The sequence below is a fragment of the Phyllobacterium sp. CL33Tsu genome (assembly GCF_900113985.1).
GTDB lineage: Bacteria > Pseudomonadota > Alphaproteobacteria > Rhizobiales > Rhizobiaceae > Phyllobacterium > Phyllobacterium pellucidum.
Map to the genome: position 1 here is coordinate 224530 of NZ_FORJ01000001.1, position 16296 is coordinate 240825.

Below are 16296 nucleotides of genomic sequence, written 5' to 3' on the forward strand. Positions count from 1 at the left end.
CAATTGATCCTACAGGAGACCGCATGACGATTCTTTCATCCGAGGTCAGCACCACGTCCGACGTCTTTATCGCGAATCGGGCGCGGATGCAGGCGCTGGTCAGCGAAATCGAGACTAAGGCAGCAAAGGTCAATCTTGGCGGCACCGAAGAGGCGCGCAAGCGCCATACGTCGCGCGGCAAGCTTCTGCCGCGCGACCGCCTGGCCCAACTCCTGGATGCAGGCTCGCCCTTTCTCGAAATCGGTCAGTTTGCCGCTTGGGGCATGTATGACGACGACATTTCGTCTGCCGGGCTTATCGCAGGTATTGGGCGGGTATCGGGCAAGGAAGTCATGATCGTTGTCAACGATGCCACGGTCAAAGGCGGCACCTACTACCCGCTCACTGTGAAGAAGCATCTGCGCGCCCAGGAAATCGCGCTCCAGAACAACCTGCCTTGCATTTACCTCGTCGATTCCGGCGGCGCAAACCTGCCGAACCAGGATGAAGTGTTTCCAGACCGCGAGCATTTCGGCCGTATCTTTTACAATCAGGCCAATATGTCGGCGGCGGGCATTCCGCAAATTGCCGTCGTCATGGGATCGTGCACCGCGGGCGGCGCCTACGTTCCGGCGATGTCGGAAGAAACGATCATGGTGAAGGGGCAGGCAACGATTTTCCTCGGTGGCCCGCCGCTGGTCAAGGCGGCGACGGGCGAGGACGTGTCGGCTGAGGACCTTGGCGGCGCCGATCTTCACACACGCGAATCCGGTGTGGCCGATCACTACGCGATGGATGACGCACATGCGCTCGCCATTGCCCGCCGCATTGTCGCAAATCTCAATCGAAAGAAGACGATAGGGCTCGATCTTCGCAAAGTGAGTCCGCCGCTGTATGACCCGGCCGAACTCTACGGCATCGTTCCGACCGATTTGCGCCAGCCATACGAGGTGCGCGAACTGATCGCCCGCATCGTTGACGGCTCTGAGTTCGACGAGTTCAAGCAGAACTACGGCACGACGCTGGTCACGGGCTTTGCCCATCTCTACGGCATGCCTGTCGGCATCATCGCCAATAATGGCGTGCTCTTTTCGGAAAGCGCACTCAAGGGTACGCATTTTATCGAGCTGTGCACCCAGCGCGGCATTCCCCTCGTCTTCCTGCAAAATATCACAGGATTCATGGTCGGCCGCTCCTACGAGGCGCGCGGCATTGCCAAGGACGGAGCCAAGCTCGTCACGGCCGTTGCAACGGCGCGGGTCCCCAAGGTCACGATGATTGTCGGGGGCTCGTTCGGCGCCGGCAATTACGGCATGTGCGGACGGGCCTTTTCGCCGCGCTTCCTCTGGATGTGGCCGAACGCCCGCATTTCAGTGATGGGGGGCGAGCAGGCCGCCAGGGTGCTTGCCCTGGTCAAGCGCGAAGGCATCGAACGCAAGGGCGGTGAATGGACCACGGCTGAAGAGGCTGCGTTCCGCGCGCCGATTCTCGAAAAATACGAGCGCGAGGGCCACCCGCTCTATTCGTCGGCGCGGCTTTGGGATGACGGGATCATCGACCCCGCCAAGAGCCGCGATGTGTTGGCGCTGTCGCTCTCTGCCGCACTGAACGCGCCGGTGGATGAAACCCGCTTCGGCGTGTTCAGGATGTAGGGGAAAAAGACCATGACGAAAATGTTCTCCAAAATCCTGATCGCCAATCGCGGTGAGATCGCCTGCCGTGTCATTCGCACGGCGCAGAAGCTCGGCATAAGTACGGTAGCGGTCTATTCCGATGCGGACGCCCATGCGCTGCATGTCGGCATGGCCGATGAGGCCGTGAATATCGGTCCGGCGCCGGTCACCGACAGTTATCTTCGCGCCGACCACATCATCAAGGCGGCGCTCGATACGGGAGCCGAAGCAATCCACCCCGGCTACGGTTTCCTTTCGGAAAATCCCGGTTTCGTCGATGCCGTGGTCAAAGCCGGCCTTGTCTTCATCGGACCGTCGGCTGATTCGATCCGCGCGATGGGTCTGAAGGACGCGGCGAAGCGGCTGATGGAAAAGGCCGGCGTTCCCGTCGTTCCGGGCTATCATGGCGAGGCGCAGGAACTCGTCGTGCTCGCATCCAAAGCGCGTGAAATCGGTTATCCGGTGCTGATCAAGGCCCGCGCTGGCGGCGGCGGCAAGGGCATGCGCAAGGTCGACAGCCCCGACGACTTCGCCGAAGCCCTCGGTAGCGCTCGGCGCGAAGCCAAGAGTGCCTTCGGCGACGACCGGGTTCTCGTCGAAAAATACATCGCGAAGCCCCGGCATATCGAAGTGCAGGTCTTCGGCGACAATCATGGCAATGCCGTTCACCTTTACGAGCGCGATTGCTCGCTGCAACGCCGGCATCAGAAAGTGATCGAGGAGGCTCCTGCCCCCGGAATAACCGCGGAAATGCGCGAGGCGATGACCGGAGCCGCGGTCAAGGCGGCGCAGGCGATCAAATATTCCGGCGCAGGTACGATTGAGTTCATCGTCGACGCAACGGAAGGCCTGCGGCCCGACCGCTTCTGGTTCATGGAGATGAACACGCGCCTTCAGGTCGAACATCCCGTGACGGAAATGGTCACCGGTCTCGACCTTGTGGAATGGCAGCTGCGTGTGGCTGCCGGCGAGAAGCTGCCATTGGCCCAAGAGAATATCCCTCTTAACGGCCATTCCATCGAGGTTCGCCTCTATGCGGAGGATCCGGCAAAGAGCTTCCTGCCTGCCACCGGGACGCTCTATCACCTCGCCTTCCCCAATGCCGTCAAGGACGGTGCGGTACGGGTCGAGACCGGAGTTCGCAGCGGCGACGAGATTTCGCCGTTCTACGATCCGATGATCGCCAAGCTTGTAGTTCACGGCGCGGATCGGGCTGCCGCGCTCCGCGCGATGCAAAACGCGCTGAGCGAGACGGAAGTCGCCGGGACGGTCACGAACACGGCCTTTCTCGCGGCGCTGGTGCGGCATCCTGGATTTGCCGCAGGCGATGTTGATACGGGGCTGATCGACCGCGATCTTGCCGGGCTTATCGCGCCGGTTGCGATTGAAGCAGGGGCGAAGGAACTCGCCATCCTCTTCGCAAGCGGCCTGCTCAAGCGCCCCGTTTCCACCGATCCCTGGACCGCCTTGCGCGGTTACAGCCATCATGCAGCCCTCGCCTATCCTGTGATGCTTGAGGAAAACGGAGCGATCACTCGTTACGAGGTGTCGGTTCTCGGCGATGAGCGATACAGAATTTCCAGTCCCGCCGATATGCAGGAACTGCGCGTTCGCCATGGACCGGCCACGTGGCATGTCACCGGCAAGGGCATCAATCTTCACGCCAAGGCCATGACGATACCGCATGGGGTCGCGGTGCTTGCCAAGGGCGCGGCGGCGACGTTCAGCGTTGCCGACCCGTTTCTCCTTGCCGAAGCGGCAGGCGGTGGAGGCGATCGCCTTGCTGCGCCAATGCCGGGTCTCGTGAAATCTGTACGCTTTGCGGCGGGCGATCAGGTCAAGAAGGGGCAGGTTTTGCTCGTCCTCGAAGCCATGAAGATGGAGCATTCGATTACCGCACCGCATGATGGCCGGATTGCCGAAATTGCCAGCGAAGGCACGCAGGTCAAAGAGAAGTCGTCGCTCGTGCGGTTTGAAGACGCGGGCAATGATTCTTCAAAGATTTGAGGCAGCAAGCACGCCTTCGGCATGCTAGGAAAGTGGCGCGGGGCCCGCAGCAGCGGGCACCGGGCTATGTTCCCGCCTTTAATTCAGGAGATTACCTATGGCCACAAAATCCCTCCAGACGATAAAGCGCGCGCCCCTCGCCACCCCTACCGACCTTGGGGAAAAGGCGACGCGCGATATTTCGGCTGCCGTCAATGCGCTGCTTGCCGATACATTCGCGCTTTACATGAAAACCAAGAATTTTCACTGGCACATGAGCGGCCCGCATTTTCGCGACTATCATCTGATGCTCGACGAGCAGGGCGAACAGATCTTCGCCATGACCGACGTTCTTGCTGAACGCGTCCGCAAGATCGGCGGCACCACGCTCAAGTCCATCGGGCAGATTTCGTCGAAACAGCGCCTTCTCGACAATGACGCGAATTTCGTGACGCCTGAAGACATGATCGCCGAGCTACGCGACGATACAAAGAGCTTCATCGGCTATCTGCGCCAGGTGCATGAGCTTTGCAGCGAATACAATGACAGCGCCACGACCAGCATCATAGAGAACTATATCGACGAGTCCGAGCGGCGCCATTGGTTCCTGTTTGAAGCATCGCGCGTCGGCCCGGCTGGCGTCTGATCGATCCGTTGCGGATAACCCGGCCGTCCTGGCGGCCGGTTTGTTTGCGTAATTTCCTCGGCAGACCGATACTATCCAAACAAGACGTGCCTAATCGTTCGCCTTGGCCAGCCTTGCCACCTGCGCGCGGGCTTGCGTCTCAACAATCATGGTCTCGACCGATGAAATGTTGAGGGCCAGCGTTGCGATCTTCTGCAAAGTATTGTTGTCAGGAAATGTCTTGGTCTTGGCCGAGCTCGTTATCAGCTGCCTTTGGGCAGCCGTGAGCCTAGCGAGCAATTCTTCGAGTTCATCCATGAATGTCCGTCCGCCGTGGTTGCAATAAATACAATACTTATAGTTGTAGCGCAGCAGTATGGCCAACTTATACTGTAATCACAATCTTGTGTCCATCCACGGCTGGCAATCTAGCCATAGAGTGCAGATGAGAATTTTCTACACGCTAAGGTTGTGTCCATTCCGACAGATCAGTGTGCCGTCATCCATTCGCGGGCTTCGCGCAGGGCGGTTGCGAGATCAATCTTGGACATTGTCTTGCCAAGTTCGGCCCGCAGTTCCGCGGCGCGATCGCAGCCCTTGATGGCGGCGATGTTGAACCATTTGTGCGCGGCCACCAGGTCGATGGCGCAATCGCGACCGGTCGCATACATGATGCCCATTTCGAAGAGGATGTCGGTCTGGGCGGAGCCACCGGCGTCGCCGGTTTCGACAGTCTGAAGATCAAAGCGTGCCATTTCAGTCAAACCCCTTGTTGAACCAAATTCGCGTCGAACGAAAAGCCCTGTTAGACTTCTGAGAACCGCCATTTGTTTGTTTCGGCGTGCTCTTTCGATGCTTTCGAGAATGAACGATAGGCTTGAAATTGCTGTTAAAAGCCATGATTAACCGCCCACAAACAAAACAAAAACAACTCGTAAACTTCGCAATTCATTAAATATAGCACGCCAGCAATTGCAGGCATTTGCCGCAAATTTGCCTAAAATCGGATCCGACCGCCTGAAGAGTTTGATAACCAAACGCGCGGTTTGCGAATCTGAACTTCGGCAATTCACCCGAACGCCACGCTGCTTGAAAACAGGCGGATTTTCGGCTGGGACTGCTTTCTTTCCCTGGTATTTTGATTTACGTTTACGTTTGCGTAAGAAAGGCGATGCTGGAGAGATCGTCGCGTATCGGGAGGAAATTCATGAAGCGCAATATAGTTTTGGCCTGCACCGGCCTTGTCCTTATGGCTGGCCCTGCCCTTGCAGAAGAAGCGATCGTCGGATCGTGGAAGCGGCCAAACGGCACCATCATTCAATATTCCTCCTGTGGGACAGATACTTATTGCGGCACGGTGATGACCGGCGAATACAAGGGAAAGTCGATCGGCTCGATGTCCGGCAAGAGCGGTTCCTACAAGGGCACGGTCAACAAGCTCGACGAGGGCAAGACCTATAATGGCAAGGCGACGGCAACCGGGGCGACCCTTTCGCTTTCAGGCTGTGTCATGGGCGGGCTCATCTGCAAGAGCGAGAGCCTGACGCGCCAGTAGAGGTCGGGTGGGGTAGACTTTCGTGAGCCGGGTAGCGGCGCTCCTCGCGTGCGTTTGCGTTATCCACCCTCTTTGAGCTCTTGACCCGAGGACCCATTCTTCCTTCGCGGGGCAAACAGCGTCGACGATGGATCCTCGGGACAAGGGCCCGAGGATGACGGAAGTGAGGGGAGCCAGAGGGACGTCCTCCCTCCGTGGCAGAACAGCGCCCGCGGTGACGGCAGTGCAGACTGCCGAAGGATGGAGGAAGTGGAACAGGCCCAAGGTGACGGCAGTGGGTCAGTCCGCCGTCTGCACTCTCCCGTCCGATGTTTATCCGTAGGACGGAGTCGAATGAGCGGACTTCGATGGCTGAGTGGCGGCAATCCTCGCATAAATTCCCATCATCCACCCTCTCCGCCGTCATCCTCGGGCGTTAGACCCGAGGACCCATTCTTTCTTCGTGGGCAGACAGCGTCCGCGATGGATCCTCGGGACAAGGGCCCGAGGATGACGGAAGTGAGGGGAGCCAGAGGGACGTTCTCCCTCCGTGGCCGAACAGCGTCCGCGGTGACGGCAGTGCAGACTGCCGAAGGATGGAGGACGTGAGCGCGGCCACCGGTGACGGTAGTGGGTCAGTCCGCCGTCTGCACTCCCCCGTCCGATGTTTATCCATAGGACGGAGTCGAACGAGCGGACTTCGATGGCTGAGTGGCGGAGCTTCTCGCATAAATTCCCATCATCCACCCTCTCCGCCGTCATCCTCGGGCGTTAGCCCCGAGGACCCACTCTTCCCTTCGCGGCGCAAACAGCGTCCGCGATGGATCCTCGGGACAAGGGCCCGAGGAAGACGGAGAGGAGATCCCGTGGATGGCGGCAGTGAGGGGAGCCCAAGGATAGCGGAAAACGAGAACGGCCCGAGGCGACGCAGTGCAGATGACCCTTTTTGACGCAAGTGGGGACCGCCGGGGGATAACCGCCGTGGGAATCGTACGGCACACTTGGCGCTGATAACAGCAGGGACCACTCTGCCCGCGTTCTGTTTGAGCGGCGACCGGATCGCCGCCCAGCAAATCTCAGATGTTCTCAGCGACCAGGCTTGCCACCTTCCGGTGAATTTCATTCCGGCTATCCGCGGTTCCCTTCGGATCGTAGAGATAGACGGCCAGCAGGATCGGCTTGCGGCTTGGCGGCCAGATCACGGCGATATCATTGGCCATGCCGCTGTCGCTGGTACCGGTTTTGTCGCCGACGCTCCAGCCCTTGGGCAAGCCGCCGCGCAGACGTTTGTCGCCGGTCTTGTTCGCAAGCAGCCACTCGATGAGTTGATCGCGTGAGGATTTCGCCAGCGCGTTGCCGAGAACCGTTTTCTGCAGATCTTTCAAAATGTGCGCCGGCGTAATGGTGTCACGCGGATCGCCGGGCGCCGCCTCGTTCAGTTCTGTCTCGCGCCGGTCCAGTCGAAACGTCGCATCGCCGAGGCTGCGCGCATATTGTGTCAGACCTTTCGGTCCGCCGAGATTGTCCAGCAGGAGATTGCCGGCGGTATTGTCGCTCAACGTGATCGCAGCTTCGCAGAGTGCAGCAAGGGTCATGCCCTCGTCGACATGCTTTCCCGTGGCGGGCGAGCCGGCAACAAGGTCGCCCTTGCCATATTTAATGACCCGATCAAGTTTTTCTTCCTTGCGATCGACTTTCGCCAGTACCGCTGCTGCGGCCAGGAACTTGAACGTGCTGCACATCGCAAAGCGCTCATGCGCGCGGTACTCGATCTTGCTGTCGCTCGCCGTGTCGAGTGCTGCAACCCCAAGGCGTGCACCGGTCTTTTCCTCTAGCCCCTTGAACGCCGCATCGAGATCAACCCTTTCGGCCGGCGCGGCATAGGCCAAAGCCCTCGGCAACGCCAATGCCGGTATCACCAGCATCGATCCGAGCAATGCTCCGCGGCGGGTAATTGAACCACTCATTTCATATCTCCATGTCTTACAAACCGACTGCGCGATTCACGCGTGGCGAAAGCTGCGATCCGAACTGGCAAATTCCGTGGAGAAACTGTGACGAAAAAGAGCGTCTGAACTTGACCAATAGTAAACCTTTAGGTTATTTAACTTCTTGGTAAACTTAGGAGGGAACGATGCGAAAGACCTATCATGGGAGCTGTCATTGCGGAGCGGTTCGTTTCGAGGCCGACATCGACCTCACTCAGGGCACCAGCAAGTGCAATTGTTCGGTCTGCGCCAAAGGTCGCTTCTGGAAAGTGATCGTCGGCGGCGATGAGCTCCGTGTCGTTACTGGGTCAGAAAAATTGATCGCGTATCGTTTTGGCGGCGGCGCAATTACCCATTTCTTTTGCGACACATGCGGCATGAAACCGTTCGGTCAGGGCGAGATGGAAAGCATGGGAAAGTTCTATGGCGTCAATGTCGCCTGCCTCGATGATATGCCTGTCAAAGACCTGGTAGCGGCGCCCTTGGAGTATCAGGATGGGCTCCACGACCACTGGGAACGGCGGCCGCAGGAAGTGCGCCATCTTTAGATGGAATTTTGAGTTCTAAAAAAATGAACGAGCAAAAACAACACTCTACGCCGTGAAAAGCCCTTTATTTACAGCATATTAGACTAATGTCTAATTGTTTCGAACAATTCCCCCGGCTATAAAGAAATCGATTTTAGCGTGTAGTTGTTTTCGAAATGCACTGTTGTTGACCACCTTTATCCTGCGGTTGCTGGTGTCTTAAGTATCCAGTCGTTTATGTGCAAACCCTCCCTGCACATAAAGCCGAAATTTCGGGAGGATCAGGGATAGAATGGTGCGTAGGCCATTCCTTTCTTGAGGCATGTGCCCGAACTTTTGTCGGGCAGGCAACCGCAGGACCAATGCGCTCGAGCAGCTCCGTCGCTGGTTACGGGCAAAAAGACCGGCAGCCATGGAAGTCCCCCCATGGCTGCCTTTTTCTTGTGGTGGATGGGTTTCCCGTGCCTGGTCGCAGCGATTTTGCAGCGCCGCGTGGGCGGACGACTTTACGCCTTTAGCGGCCGCGAGTTGCCGAGCGCTGGCCGAGGCATTGGCCGAGCCCTGTAGGCGGCAGCGAGTCGCCCGGCCCTGTTGGTTGGGAAACTTGGCCGAGCCCAAGCGGCGGAAGTGAATTCGCTACGCGAGTTGGTTGAGACGAGTTTGCCTAGCTTTGGTGACGGCACGGCATTCGCCAAACCCTGTCGTTTGCAGACTTCGCCGTGCCTTGGTAGCGGGAGTGAATTTGCTGCGCGAGTTGGTTGCGACGAGTTTACCGAGCCTTCGCAGCGGCAGCGAGCTTGCAGCGCCGTGTTGGCTCAGGACTTTGAGCCTTGATGGCGGAAGTGAATTGGCTATGCACGTTGATTGAGACGAGTTTGCCGAGCCTTGTCAACGGCAGCGAGCTTGCAGCGCCGTGTTGGCTAAGGACTTTAAGCCTTGGTGTCGGAAGTGAATTTGCTACACGAGTTGGTTGAGACGAGTTTGCAGACCCTCTTAGCTGGGGTGCCCGCGGGGACAGCCTCTTGCTTTCGCTCTTGTTGACATAATCCTGTTTCGTGACAATCATAACCTTATGGGGATTGCGATCTCCCCACGAGGCGTCATGCCCAAGTATCGCGTCCAACAACCCCACTTTAGCGGAGGGACGCGAAATGTCTTCGACGACACGAATTTCACACGAAAAACTGGCACGGCTTATCGGAACGCCGGCATGCCCTGTCCTTATCGACGTCCGTACGGACGAGGACTTTGCCTTCGATGAGCGATTGATTCCCGGCTCACGCCGCCGTTCATATGCGGCAATCGAAACCTGGCGCGATGAACTCGTCGGCAAACGGGCGATCGTCATCTGCCAGCAAGGCAGGAAGCTCAGCGAGGGGACCGCGGCGCTGCTGCGCTATCACGGCGTGCCGGCCGAATCGCTCGACGGCGGTTACGAGGCGTGGGTCACGGCATCTCTGCCGCTGGTTCGCGTGTTACGGCTGCCGGCGGCAGACCCGAATGGACCGACAATCTGGGTTACGCGGGCGCGGCCGAAGATCGACAGGATTGCCTGTCCTTGGCTGATCCGTCGGTTTGTCGACCCTGATGCCGTGTTCCTGTTCGTCACGCCTGCGGAGGTCGAGGCGGTCGCCGAGCGTTTCGGCGCGACGCCGTTTGACATCGAAGACGTGTTCTGGAGCCATCGCGGCGAACTTTGCACTTTCGACGTGATGATCGAGGAATTCGGCTTGACGTCAGCACCGTTATCGCGCCTTGCAACGATTGTGCGCGGTGCGGATACCGCCCGGCCGGACCTTGCACCCGAGGCACCGGGATTGCTTGCCGCATCGCTCGGCCTGTCCCGAATGTATTCTGACGATCTGGCACAGTTGGAAGCTGGCATGACGCTCTACGACGCATTCTATCGCTGGTGCCGTGATGCGACGGGCGAAACGCATAACTGGCCTAATCGCAAGCTTGGTGCATGAGTTGACCGTTTCAGCACCCGATGGCGTGAACGCCGTATCCCAAGGGCGAACGGGCAATGACATCTCGTTCAGCGAAGCCCTGCGCGTCTGGATGCGTGTCGCATCATTGAGCTTCGGCGGGCCCGCCGGGCAAATCGCGGTGATGCATCGCATTCTGGTCGATGAGAAGCGCTGGATCGGCGAGAACAGGTTTCTGCATGCCCTCAATTATTGCATGCTCTTGCCCGGACCCGAGGCGCAACAGCTGGCGATCTATATTGGCTGGCTGCTGCACCGGACCAAAGGCGGCCTTGTTGCCGGCACGCTGTTTGTCCTTCCCGGCTTTCTGTCGATCCTCGGCCTCAGCATTATCTACGTCCTGTTTGGCAATGTCGGGATGGTGGCGGGGCTGTTCTTCGGCCTCAAAGCAGCCGTGCTTGCCATCGTGCTGCAGGCGCTGGTGCGGATTGGCGGGCGCGCGCTCAAGAATTGGGTCATGATGTCAATCGCCATTGCCGCTTTTGTGGCAATTTTCGTCCTGCACGTGCCGTTTCCACTCATCGTTCTCATCGCGGCATTGATCGGCTTCATCGGAGGAAAAACCGGATCGACGCTGTTTCAATTAGGCGGAGGTCATGGCGATGCGGCCTCCGGTCTTGCGGACCGGGACTCGGCGCTCGGCGAAGACACGCCCGAACACGCCCGGCCGAATCTAGCCTGGTCGCTGAAGATAGGCGCCGTCCTTCTCGTCCTTTGGCTTGCGCCGGTCGGTGCCATAGTCCTCGCTCTCGGACCGGACAATGTGTTCAGCCAAATCGGCATTTTCTTCAGTAAAATGGCGATGGTAACGTTCGGCGGCGCCTACGCGGTTCTCTCATACGTCGCCCAGCAGGCGGTCCAGCATTATGGATGGCTGCAGCCCGGGGAAATGCTGGACGGGCTTGGCATGGCGGAGACGACGCCGGGACCGCTGATCATGGTGGTACAGTTCGTCGGTTTCCTCGGCGCCTATCGAGCGCCCGGCTCGTTGCCCCCGCTCACGGCAGCCGTGCTCGCTTCGATCCTGACGACATGGGTGACGTTCGTGCCGTGTTTTCTGTGGATTTTCCTTGGGGCTCCCTTCATAGAGCGCCTTCGCAACAACCGGGCACTGACGGGAGCAATGACCGCGATTACCGCCGCCATCGTCGGCGTGATCACCAACCTTGCCGTGTGGTTCGCGCTGCACGTGATGTTCACCAGCATCGTTCGCTGGGAGGCATTGGGCATCACGATCGACGTGCCGGTGCTCTCTTCTGTCAACCTCGCTTCCGTCGCGCTGACCGCCAGCGCAATCGCCGCCATTTTCTGGCTGAGATGGGGAATGTTGCCGACACTTCTTGCCACATCATTGGCCGGCATGGCGTGGTATCTCTTCCACGGGCTGAATTGAAGCCCTGCCTCGCCAGGGCTTCAATTGTGCAGGGTTCAGCGGGCCCGCTGGCCGAAGAGCACCTTCTTGGCTTCCTCGTCGTCGGCGAGATTGCGCCGCTCTTCTTTGCCGAGTTCGAGCCCCCGCTTCACGGCGGGCCGCGCACCGATAGCTTCGAACCAGCGCTTTAGATTTGGAAACTCATTCAAATCCTGACCCTGATTGGCATGCGGCACGACCCAGCCAAAGGCGGCCATGTCGGCGATGGAATAATCGCCGGCAAGATAGTCGTGCTCGGCAAGCCGCCGGTTCATCACGCCATAAAGGCGGTTTACCTCGTTGGTATAGCGATTGAACGCATATTCGATCTTCTCGGGGGCATATTGACGGAAATGATGCGCTTGGCCGGCCATCGGGCCGAGACCGCCCACCTGCCAGAACAGCCATTCTTCAACCGCGACGCGGCTGCGTTCCTCCTGCGGATAGAATTTTCCGAATTTCCGGCCGAGGTATTGCAGGATCGCGCCGGATTCGAACACCGAGATTGGCTTTCCGCCCGGTCCCTCGGGGTCGATGATGGCCGGCATACGGTTGTTGGGGGCGATCTTCAGGAAAGAAGGCTCGAACTGTTCGCCCTTGCCGATGTTGACAAGTTTCAGATCGTAGGGAACGCCGAGCTCCTCGAGCATGATGGATATCTTCCAGCCGTTGGGCGTCGGCCAGTAATAGAGTTCGATCGGTCTGGTTTGGGAGGTCATCGCAGTCTCCATGCGTGGGGGAATGTTCAAGAGAAATAGAACTTCCATGGCCGCGCGCAAGATGGCCCATGCAATTCCGTTGAACGCCAGATGAACGGCGGTCTCAGCTTTGGTTCAGCACGCCTCGCCTAATTTGCGCTCGATACGATGGGTGCCGAAGCGGGCCGAGGAGATTCCGGGACATGATGCGGTCGACAGCAAACTTTTCGCTGATTTTCCTGCGGGCGCTTGTCTTTTCGGCGATCCTCGTCGGGCCGGTCATCGCCTTTGCGGCCAGCTATGAAAGCCGCTCGCCAATGGCGGCGTTGGGCTCGTACTCCTCGTCGCCTTGCAGCGCGTTTGAGACAGGTGCATTTCAACTGTCACCCGGAGCGACTATATTGCGGGGATGGATAAACGAATCGGAACAAGAAAGCCTGTCACGATCAGCATGCCGCCGCATGTTGAACCCGAAGAGTTCATGGACGAGCATGCGGCTGTCGACGCGCTGCGCCGGATCTACGAGCGCAATACGCAATTCCTGCGCGACGCCTTCGACAAGGTCGCGAAAGGCGAAGCCAAGGACACGCTGCATTTTCGCGCCTTTTACCCCGAGGTGCAGCTTTCCACGTCAAGCTATGCGCAGATCGACTCGCGCCTTGCCTTCGGCCATGTGTCTTCGCCCGGCCAGTACGCGGCGACCATTACCCGCCCCGACCTATTTGCAAGTTACCTCGAGGAACAGATAAAGCTCTTGATCCGCAACCACGGCGGACCGGTGACTGTGCAGGAATCGACGACGCCTATCCCGATCCACTTCGCCTTCCTTGAAGGAACGCATGTTGAATCCTCGATCGCCGATGCGTTCACACGGCCACTGCGCGATCTTTTCGATGTGCCGGACCTCAATGCAACCGACGACCGCATCGTCAATGGCGAATACGAGGCGGACGACCTCGATGGCATCATGCCGCTATCGCCTTTCACGGCACAGCGCGTCGATTATTCCCTGCACCGGCTGTCGCACTATACGGCCACGCATCCGGTGCATTTTCAGAACTATGTGCTGTTTACCAACTATCAGTTCTATATAGACGAATTCTGCGTGTGGGCGCGCAAGCTCATGGCAGCCGGTGGTGGCGGCTATGAGCGTTTCATTGAGCCAGGCAACCTGATCACCGAGGCAGGCAGCAGCGCGCCGACATCCGGCGTTCCGGCCGGTCGCATGCCGCAAATGCCGGCCTACCACCTCGAACGCCGCAACGGTTCGGGAATCACCATGGTCAATATCGGCGTTGGCCCCTCCAATGCCAAGACGATCACAGACCACATCGCGGTCTTGCGTCCGCATGCATGGCTGATGCTCGGGCATTGCGCGGGCCTGCGCAATACGCAGGCGCTCGGAGACTATGTGCTGGCCCATGCCTATGTGCGCGAAGACCATGTGCTTGACGATGACCTGCCCGTATGGGTGCCGATCCCTGCCCTTGCCGAAGTCCAGGTGGCGCTGGAACAGGCTGTCGCCGAAATTACCGGGCTCGAGGGCTATGATCTGAAGCGCATCATGCGCACCGGCACGGTGGCGACGATCGACAACCGCAATTGGGAATTGCGCGACCAGCGCGGTCCGGTGAAACGCCTGTCACAGTCGCGGGCCATTGCGCTCGATATGGAATCGGCGACGATCGCTGCGAACGGCTTCCGCTTCCGCGTCCCTTACGGCACGCTGCTCTGTGTTTCCGACAAGCCGCTGCATGGCGAACTCAAGCTGCCGGGCATGGCGACGGAGTTCTACAAGCGCCAGGTGGCCCAGCATTTGCAGATCGGCATTCGCGCGCTGGAGAAGCTGGCTGAAATGCCACCCGAGAAACTGCACTCGCGCAAGCTGCGCAGTTTCTACGAGATGGCATTTCAGTAGCACATCAAGCGATCTGGCTCAGCTGCGCATGCCTACCAGGCAGAACATCGCGCCCTGCGGATCAAGGCATTGGAGGATAAAGGCGCCGCCCGGTACCTCCTGCGGCCCGAACAGGACCTTGCCGCCCTTGCTCGTCACCCGTTCCTGCGCCGCATCGATGTTGTCGACGCAGAAATAGAAATTCCACATTGGCGGGACCGACTTGTCCATCCGGTTCATCATCCCGCCGATTGCTTCGGCACCGGCGGCGAAGAGCTGGTAAGTGCCCATATCGCCCATATCGATCGCCTGGTCCTTGGTCCAGCCGAAGAGTTTCGAATAGAAGTCGAACGCGCCCTGCCAGTTCTCGGTGTTAAGCTCATGCCAGCCGATCGTGCCCTGCGCCGGCGGTTTCGGCATATCGCCCTGGTCCGTCATGCTTGGCGCAAATAGCTGAAACGTTGCGCCCTGCGGGTCGGCGACAACTGCAAAGCGGCCAACATTGGGGATATCCGCCGGCGCGCGATAAACCTTGCCGCCGAGTTGCTCGACTTCCTTCGCCTTCGCATCGACGTCCTGCGCCCAGATATAGCCAGTCCACGCCGGCTTCATGTCCGGGCCGCAGTCGTCCGGTATCGTCATCAGGCCTGCCACTGGCGCGGCGCCCACGTTAAGCAACGTATAGCGCATGTCGGGATGTCCAGAATCCTTTGGGTCCCAGCCGACGACATCACTATAGAAAGCCTCTGCCGCCTCGGCGTCGGTGGTCATCAATTCATACCAAATGAAATTGCCGGGTGTGGTCATGTTAGTACCTCCTCCATGATTGGCCGGACTATATCGGGATCTCGTGATTAAATATTGACATTTAGGTTGATATCAACATATATAGGCCATGTCAAAGCCGATTTCCGTTCCTTTCGAAACCACCCTCTATGTCCGTGATACCTGCATGTGTCTTGCCGTGCAGCGGACGGCGCGCGCCCTTGCCCGTCGCTTCGACGAGGCGATGCGCCCCTACGATGTCACCAACGGGCAGTTCTCCTTGCTCATGTCGCTGAATCGTCCGCAGCCGCCGAACCTGCGTTCGGTGGCATCGCTCCTTGCCATGGACCGCACCACACTGACCGCAGCGCTGAAACCTTTGGAGCGTCGCGGCCTCGTGAAAGTGGAGATCGACCCTGAGGACAAGCGCAGCCGATTATTGGCGCTCACGCCGGCCGGGAGCAAGCTCCTGTCCGACGTTTTGCCGGTATGGACCAGCACGCATAAGGACATTCAGGCGCTTCTCGGCAATGACGAACATGATCGCCTTCTCAGCAATCTGGCAAAGTTGCTTTGATCTTCAAGCATGCGCGAGAATGTTGACGATCCTGCCCGACGGATCGCGTACGTAGAAGCGGCGCACGCCCCATGGCTCGTCTGTGATGCCATAGGTGATCTCGTAGCCTGCCGCCACCGCCCGCGCATAGAGAGCATCGACATCATCGACTTCGATGGAAAGGTCGGGCACGGGCGTTCCTGAACCGCCTTCGCTGGCAATACTGAGCTCAGGCCTGGTCGTAGCGTCGGACGCGAAGGTCAGTATCCAGCCATGGTCCATGACCACATTCAGGCCGAGCAAATCTTCATAAAACGCCCGAACGGCGGCAGGATCGGAAACAGCGAGATTGGCGACGATGCGCTTGACGGTCATTAAGTGCTCCGGTTCGACGGTACAGATTGGCTCATGGATATCTAGCTTCGCGAATGATGCAGTGAAAGACCCAATGCGATTCCCGTGCGCCGAAAGTCCAACGCGCTGCATCTTGGAAACCGAGCAGAGGATGCTATACTATTTTTGGAGTGGGAACGGACTTTCGCCCGTCCCCTTTCTCTGGTTATGTAAAATGAACCCGGACACAGACTTGCCAGCCTGTCCGGGTTCTTTTCACTTCCAGAGTGATGCTAAGTGGTCTGAACCACATAACTTCACCTCCAAGTTTGACAG

Annotated in this window: 15 protein-coding genes; 9 read left to right on the plus strand and 6 right to left on the minus strand. The window is 58.8% G+C overall.

Annotation, left to right across the window (positions count from 1 at the left end; all coding sequences use genetic code 11):
- Positions 1-23 precede the first annotated feature (23 nt).
- The 3 genes from BM074_RS01195 to BM074_RS01205 all read left to right on the plus strand — a co-directional run bounded on the left by BM074_RS01195 (position 24) and on the right by BM074_RS01205 (position 4284).
- On the plus strand, positions 24-1631 hold the full coding sequence (locus BM074_RS01195) for a carboxyl transferase domain-containing protein (RefSeq protein WP_091919204.1): 1608 nt from the start codon (positions 24-26) through the stop codon (positions 1629-1631).
- A gap of 21 nt (positions 1632-1652) precedes the next feature.
- Positions 1653-3659, plus strand: a complete 2007-nt coding sequence (locus BM074_RS01200; protein ID WP_091921353.1) for an acetyl-CoA carboxylase biotin carboxylase subunit — start codon at positions 1653-1655, stop codon at positions 3657-3659.
- 97 nt (positions 3660-3756) lie between these two features.
- Positions 3757-4284, plus strand: a complete 528-nt coding sequence (locus BM074_RS01205) for a Dps family protein (protein WP_027229911.1) — start codon at positions 3757-3759, stop codon at positions 4282-4284.
- A 90-nt stretch (positions 4285-4374) separates the two neighbouring features.
- On the opposite strand, the gene BM074_RS01210 is transcribed toward BM074_RS01205, so the two are convergent.
- Together BM074_RS01210 and BM074_RS01215 are read right to left on the minus strand one after the other, a co-directional pair.
- Positions 4375-4581, minus strand: a complete 207-nt coding sequence (locus BM074_RS01210; protein ID WP_091919206.1) for a hypothetical protein — start codon at positions 4579-4581, stop codon at positions 4375-4377.
- A 170-nt stretch (positions 4582-4751) separates the two neighbouring features.
- Positions 4752-5018 carry an SEL1-like repeat protein gene (locus BM074_RS01215; protein WP_027229913.1) on the minus strand — a complete coding sequence of 89 codons (267 nt, stop codon included), beginning with the start codon at positions 5016-5018 and terminating at the stop codon, positions 4752-4754.
- A 452-nt stretch (positions 5019-5470) separates the two neighbouring features.
- Between BM074_RS01215 and BM074_RS01220 the strand changes: the two genes are divergently transcribed.
- Positions 5471-5818 (plus strand): DUF2147 domain-containing protein, encoded by a 348-nt coding sequence (locus tag BM074_RS01220; RefSeq protein ID WP_091919208.1) that lies wholly within the window; start codon positions 5471-5473, stop codon positions 5816-5818.
- Between the two features lie 1055 nt (positions 5819-6873).
- Here BM074_RS01220 and bla read toward each other — a convergent pair.
- Positions 6874-7764, minus strand: coding sequence for a class A beta-lactamase (gene bla, locus BM074_RS01225; RefSeq protein WP_228018794.1), 891 nt, complete (start codon positions 7762-7764; stop codon positions 6874-6876).
- A gap of 167 nt (positions 7765-7931) precedes the next feature.
- Between bla and BM074_RS01230 the strand changes: the two genes are divergently transcribed.
- The 3 genes from BM074_RS01230 to chrA all read left to right on the plus strand — a co-directional run bounded on the left by BM074_RS01230 (position 7932) and on the right by chrA (position 11693).
- Complete coding sequence (locus tag BM074_RS01230; RefSeq protein ID WP_091919218.1) at positions 7932-8333, plus strand: GFA family protein; 402 nt, start codon at positions 7932-7934, stop codon at positions 8331-8333.
- 1130 nt (positions 8334-9463) lie between these two features.
- Positions 9464-10282 carry a chromate resistance protein ChrB domain-containing protein gene (locus tag BM074_RS01235; RefSeq protein ID WP_091919220.1) on the plus strand — a complete coding sequence of 273 codons (819 nt, stop codon included), beginning with the start codon at positions 9464-9466 and terminating at the stop codon, positions 10280-10282.
- A gap of 25 nt (positions 10283-10307) precedes the next feature.
- Entirely contained in the window at positions 10308-11693 is a 1386-nt protein-coding gene (chrA, locus tag BM074_RS01240; protein ID WP_244532760.1) for a chromate efflux transporter, read from the plus strand.
- Positions 11694-11728: 35 nt separating this feature from the next.
- Here the strand turns inward: chrA and BM074_RS01245 are convergent, their stop codons facing one another.
- A complete protein-coding gene (locus BM074_RS01245) occupies positions 11729-12430 on the minus strand; it encodes a glutathione S-transferase N-terminal domain-containing protein (protein WP_091921357.1) in 702 nt (233 codons plus the stop codon).
- 388 nt (positions 12431-12818) lie between these two features.
- Between BM074_RS01245 and BM074_RS01250 the strand changes: the two genes are divergently transcribed.
- Entirely contained in the window at positions 12819-14327 is a 1509-nt protein-coding gene (locus BM074_RS01250) for an AMP nucleosidase (protein ID WP_091919223.1), read from the plus strand.
- 18 nt (positions 14328-14345) lie between these two features.
- Here BM074_RS01250 and BM074_RS01255 read toward each other — a convergent pair whose 3' ends face one another.
- Positions 14346-15113, minus strand: coding sequence for a VOC family protein (locus BM074_RS01255; protein WP_091919225.1), 768 nt, complete (start codon positions 15111-15113; stop codon positions 14346-14348).
- An 88-nt stretch (positions 15114-15201) separates the two neighbouring features.
- Here BM074_RS01255 and BM074_RS01260 point away from each other — a divergent pair, with 88 nt between their 5' ends.
- Complete coding sequence (locus BM074_RS01260; RefSeq protein WP_091919226.1) at positions 15202-15648, plus strand: MarR family winged helix-turn-helix transcriptional regulator; 447 nt, start codon at positions 15202-15204, stop codon at positions 15646-15648.
- Positions 15649-15651: 3 nt separating this feature from the next.
- Here the strand turns inward: BM074_RS01260 and BM074_RS01265 are convergent, their stop codons facing one another.
- Complete coding sequence (locus BM074_RS01265; protein WP_091919228.1) at positions 15652-16002, minus strand: VOC family protein; 351 nt, start codon at positions 16000-16002, stop codon at positions 15652-15654.
- Positions 16003-16296: the final 294 nt, after the last annotated feature.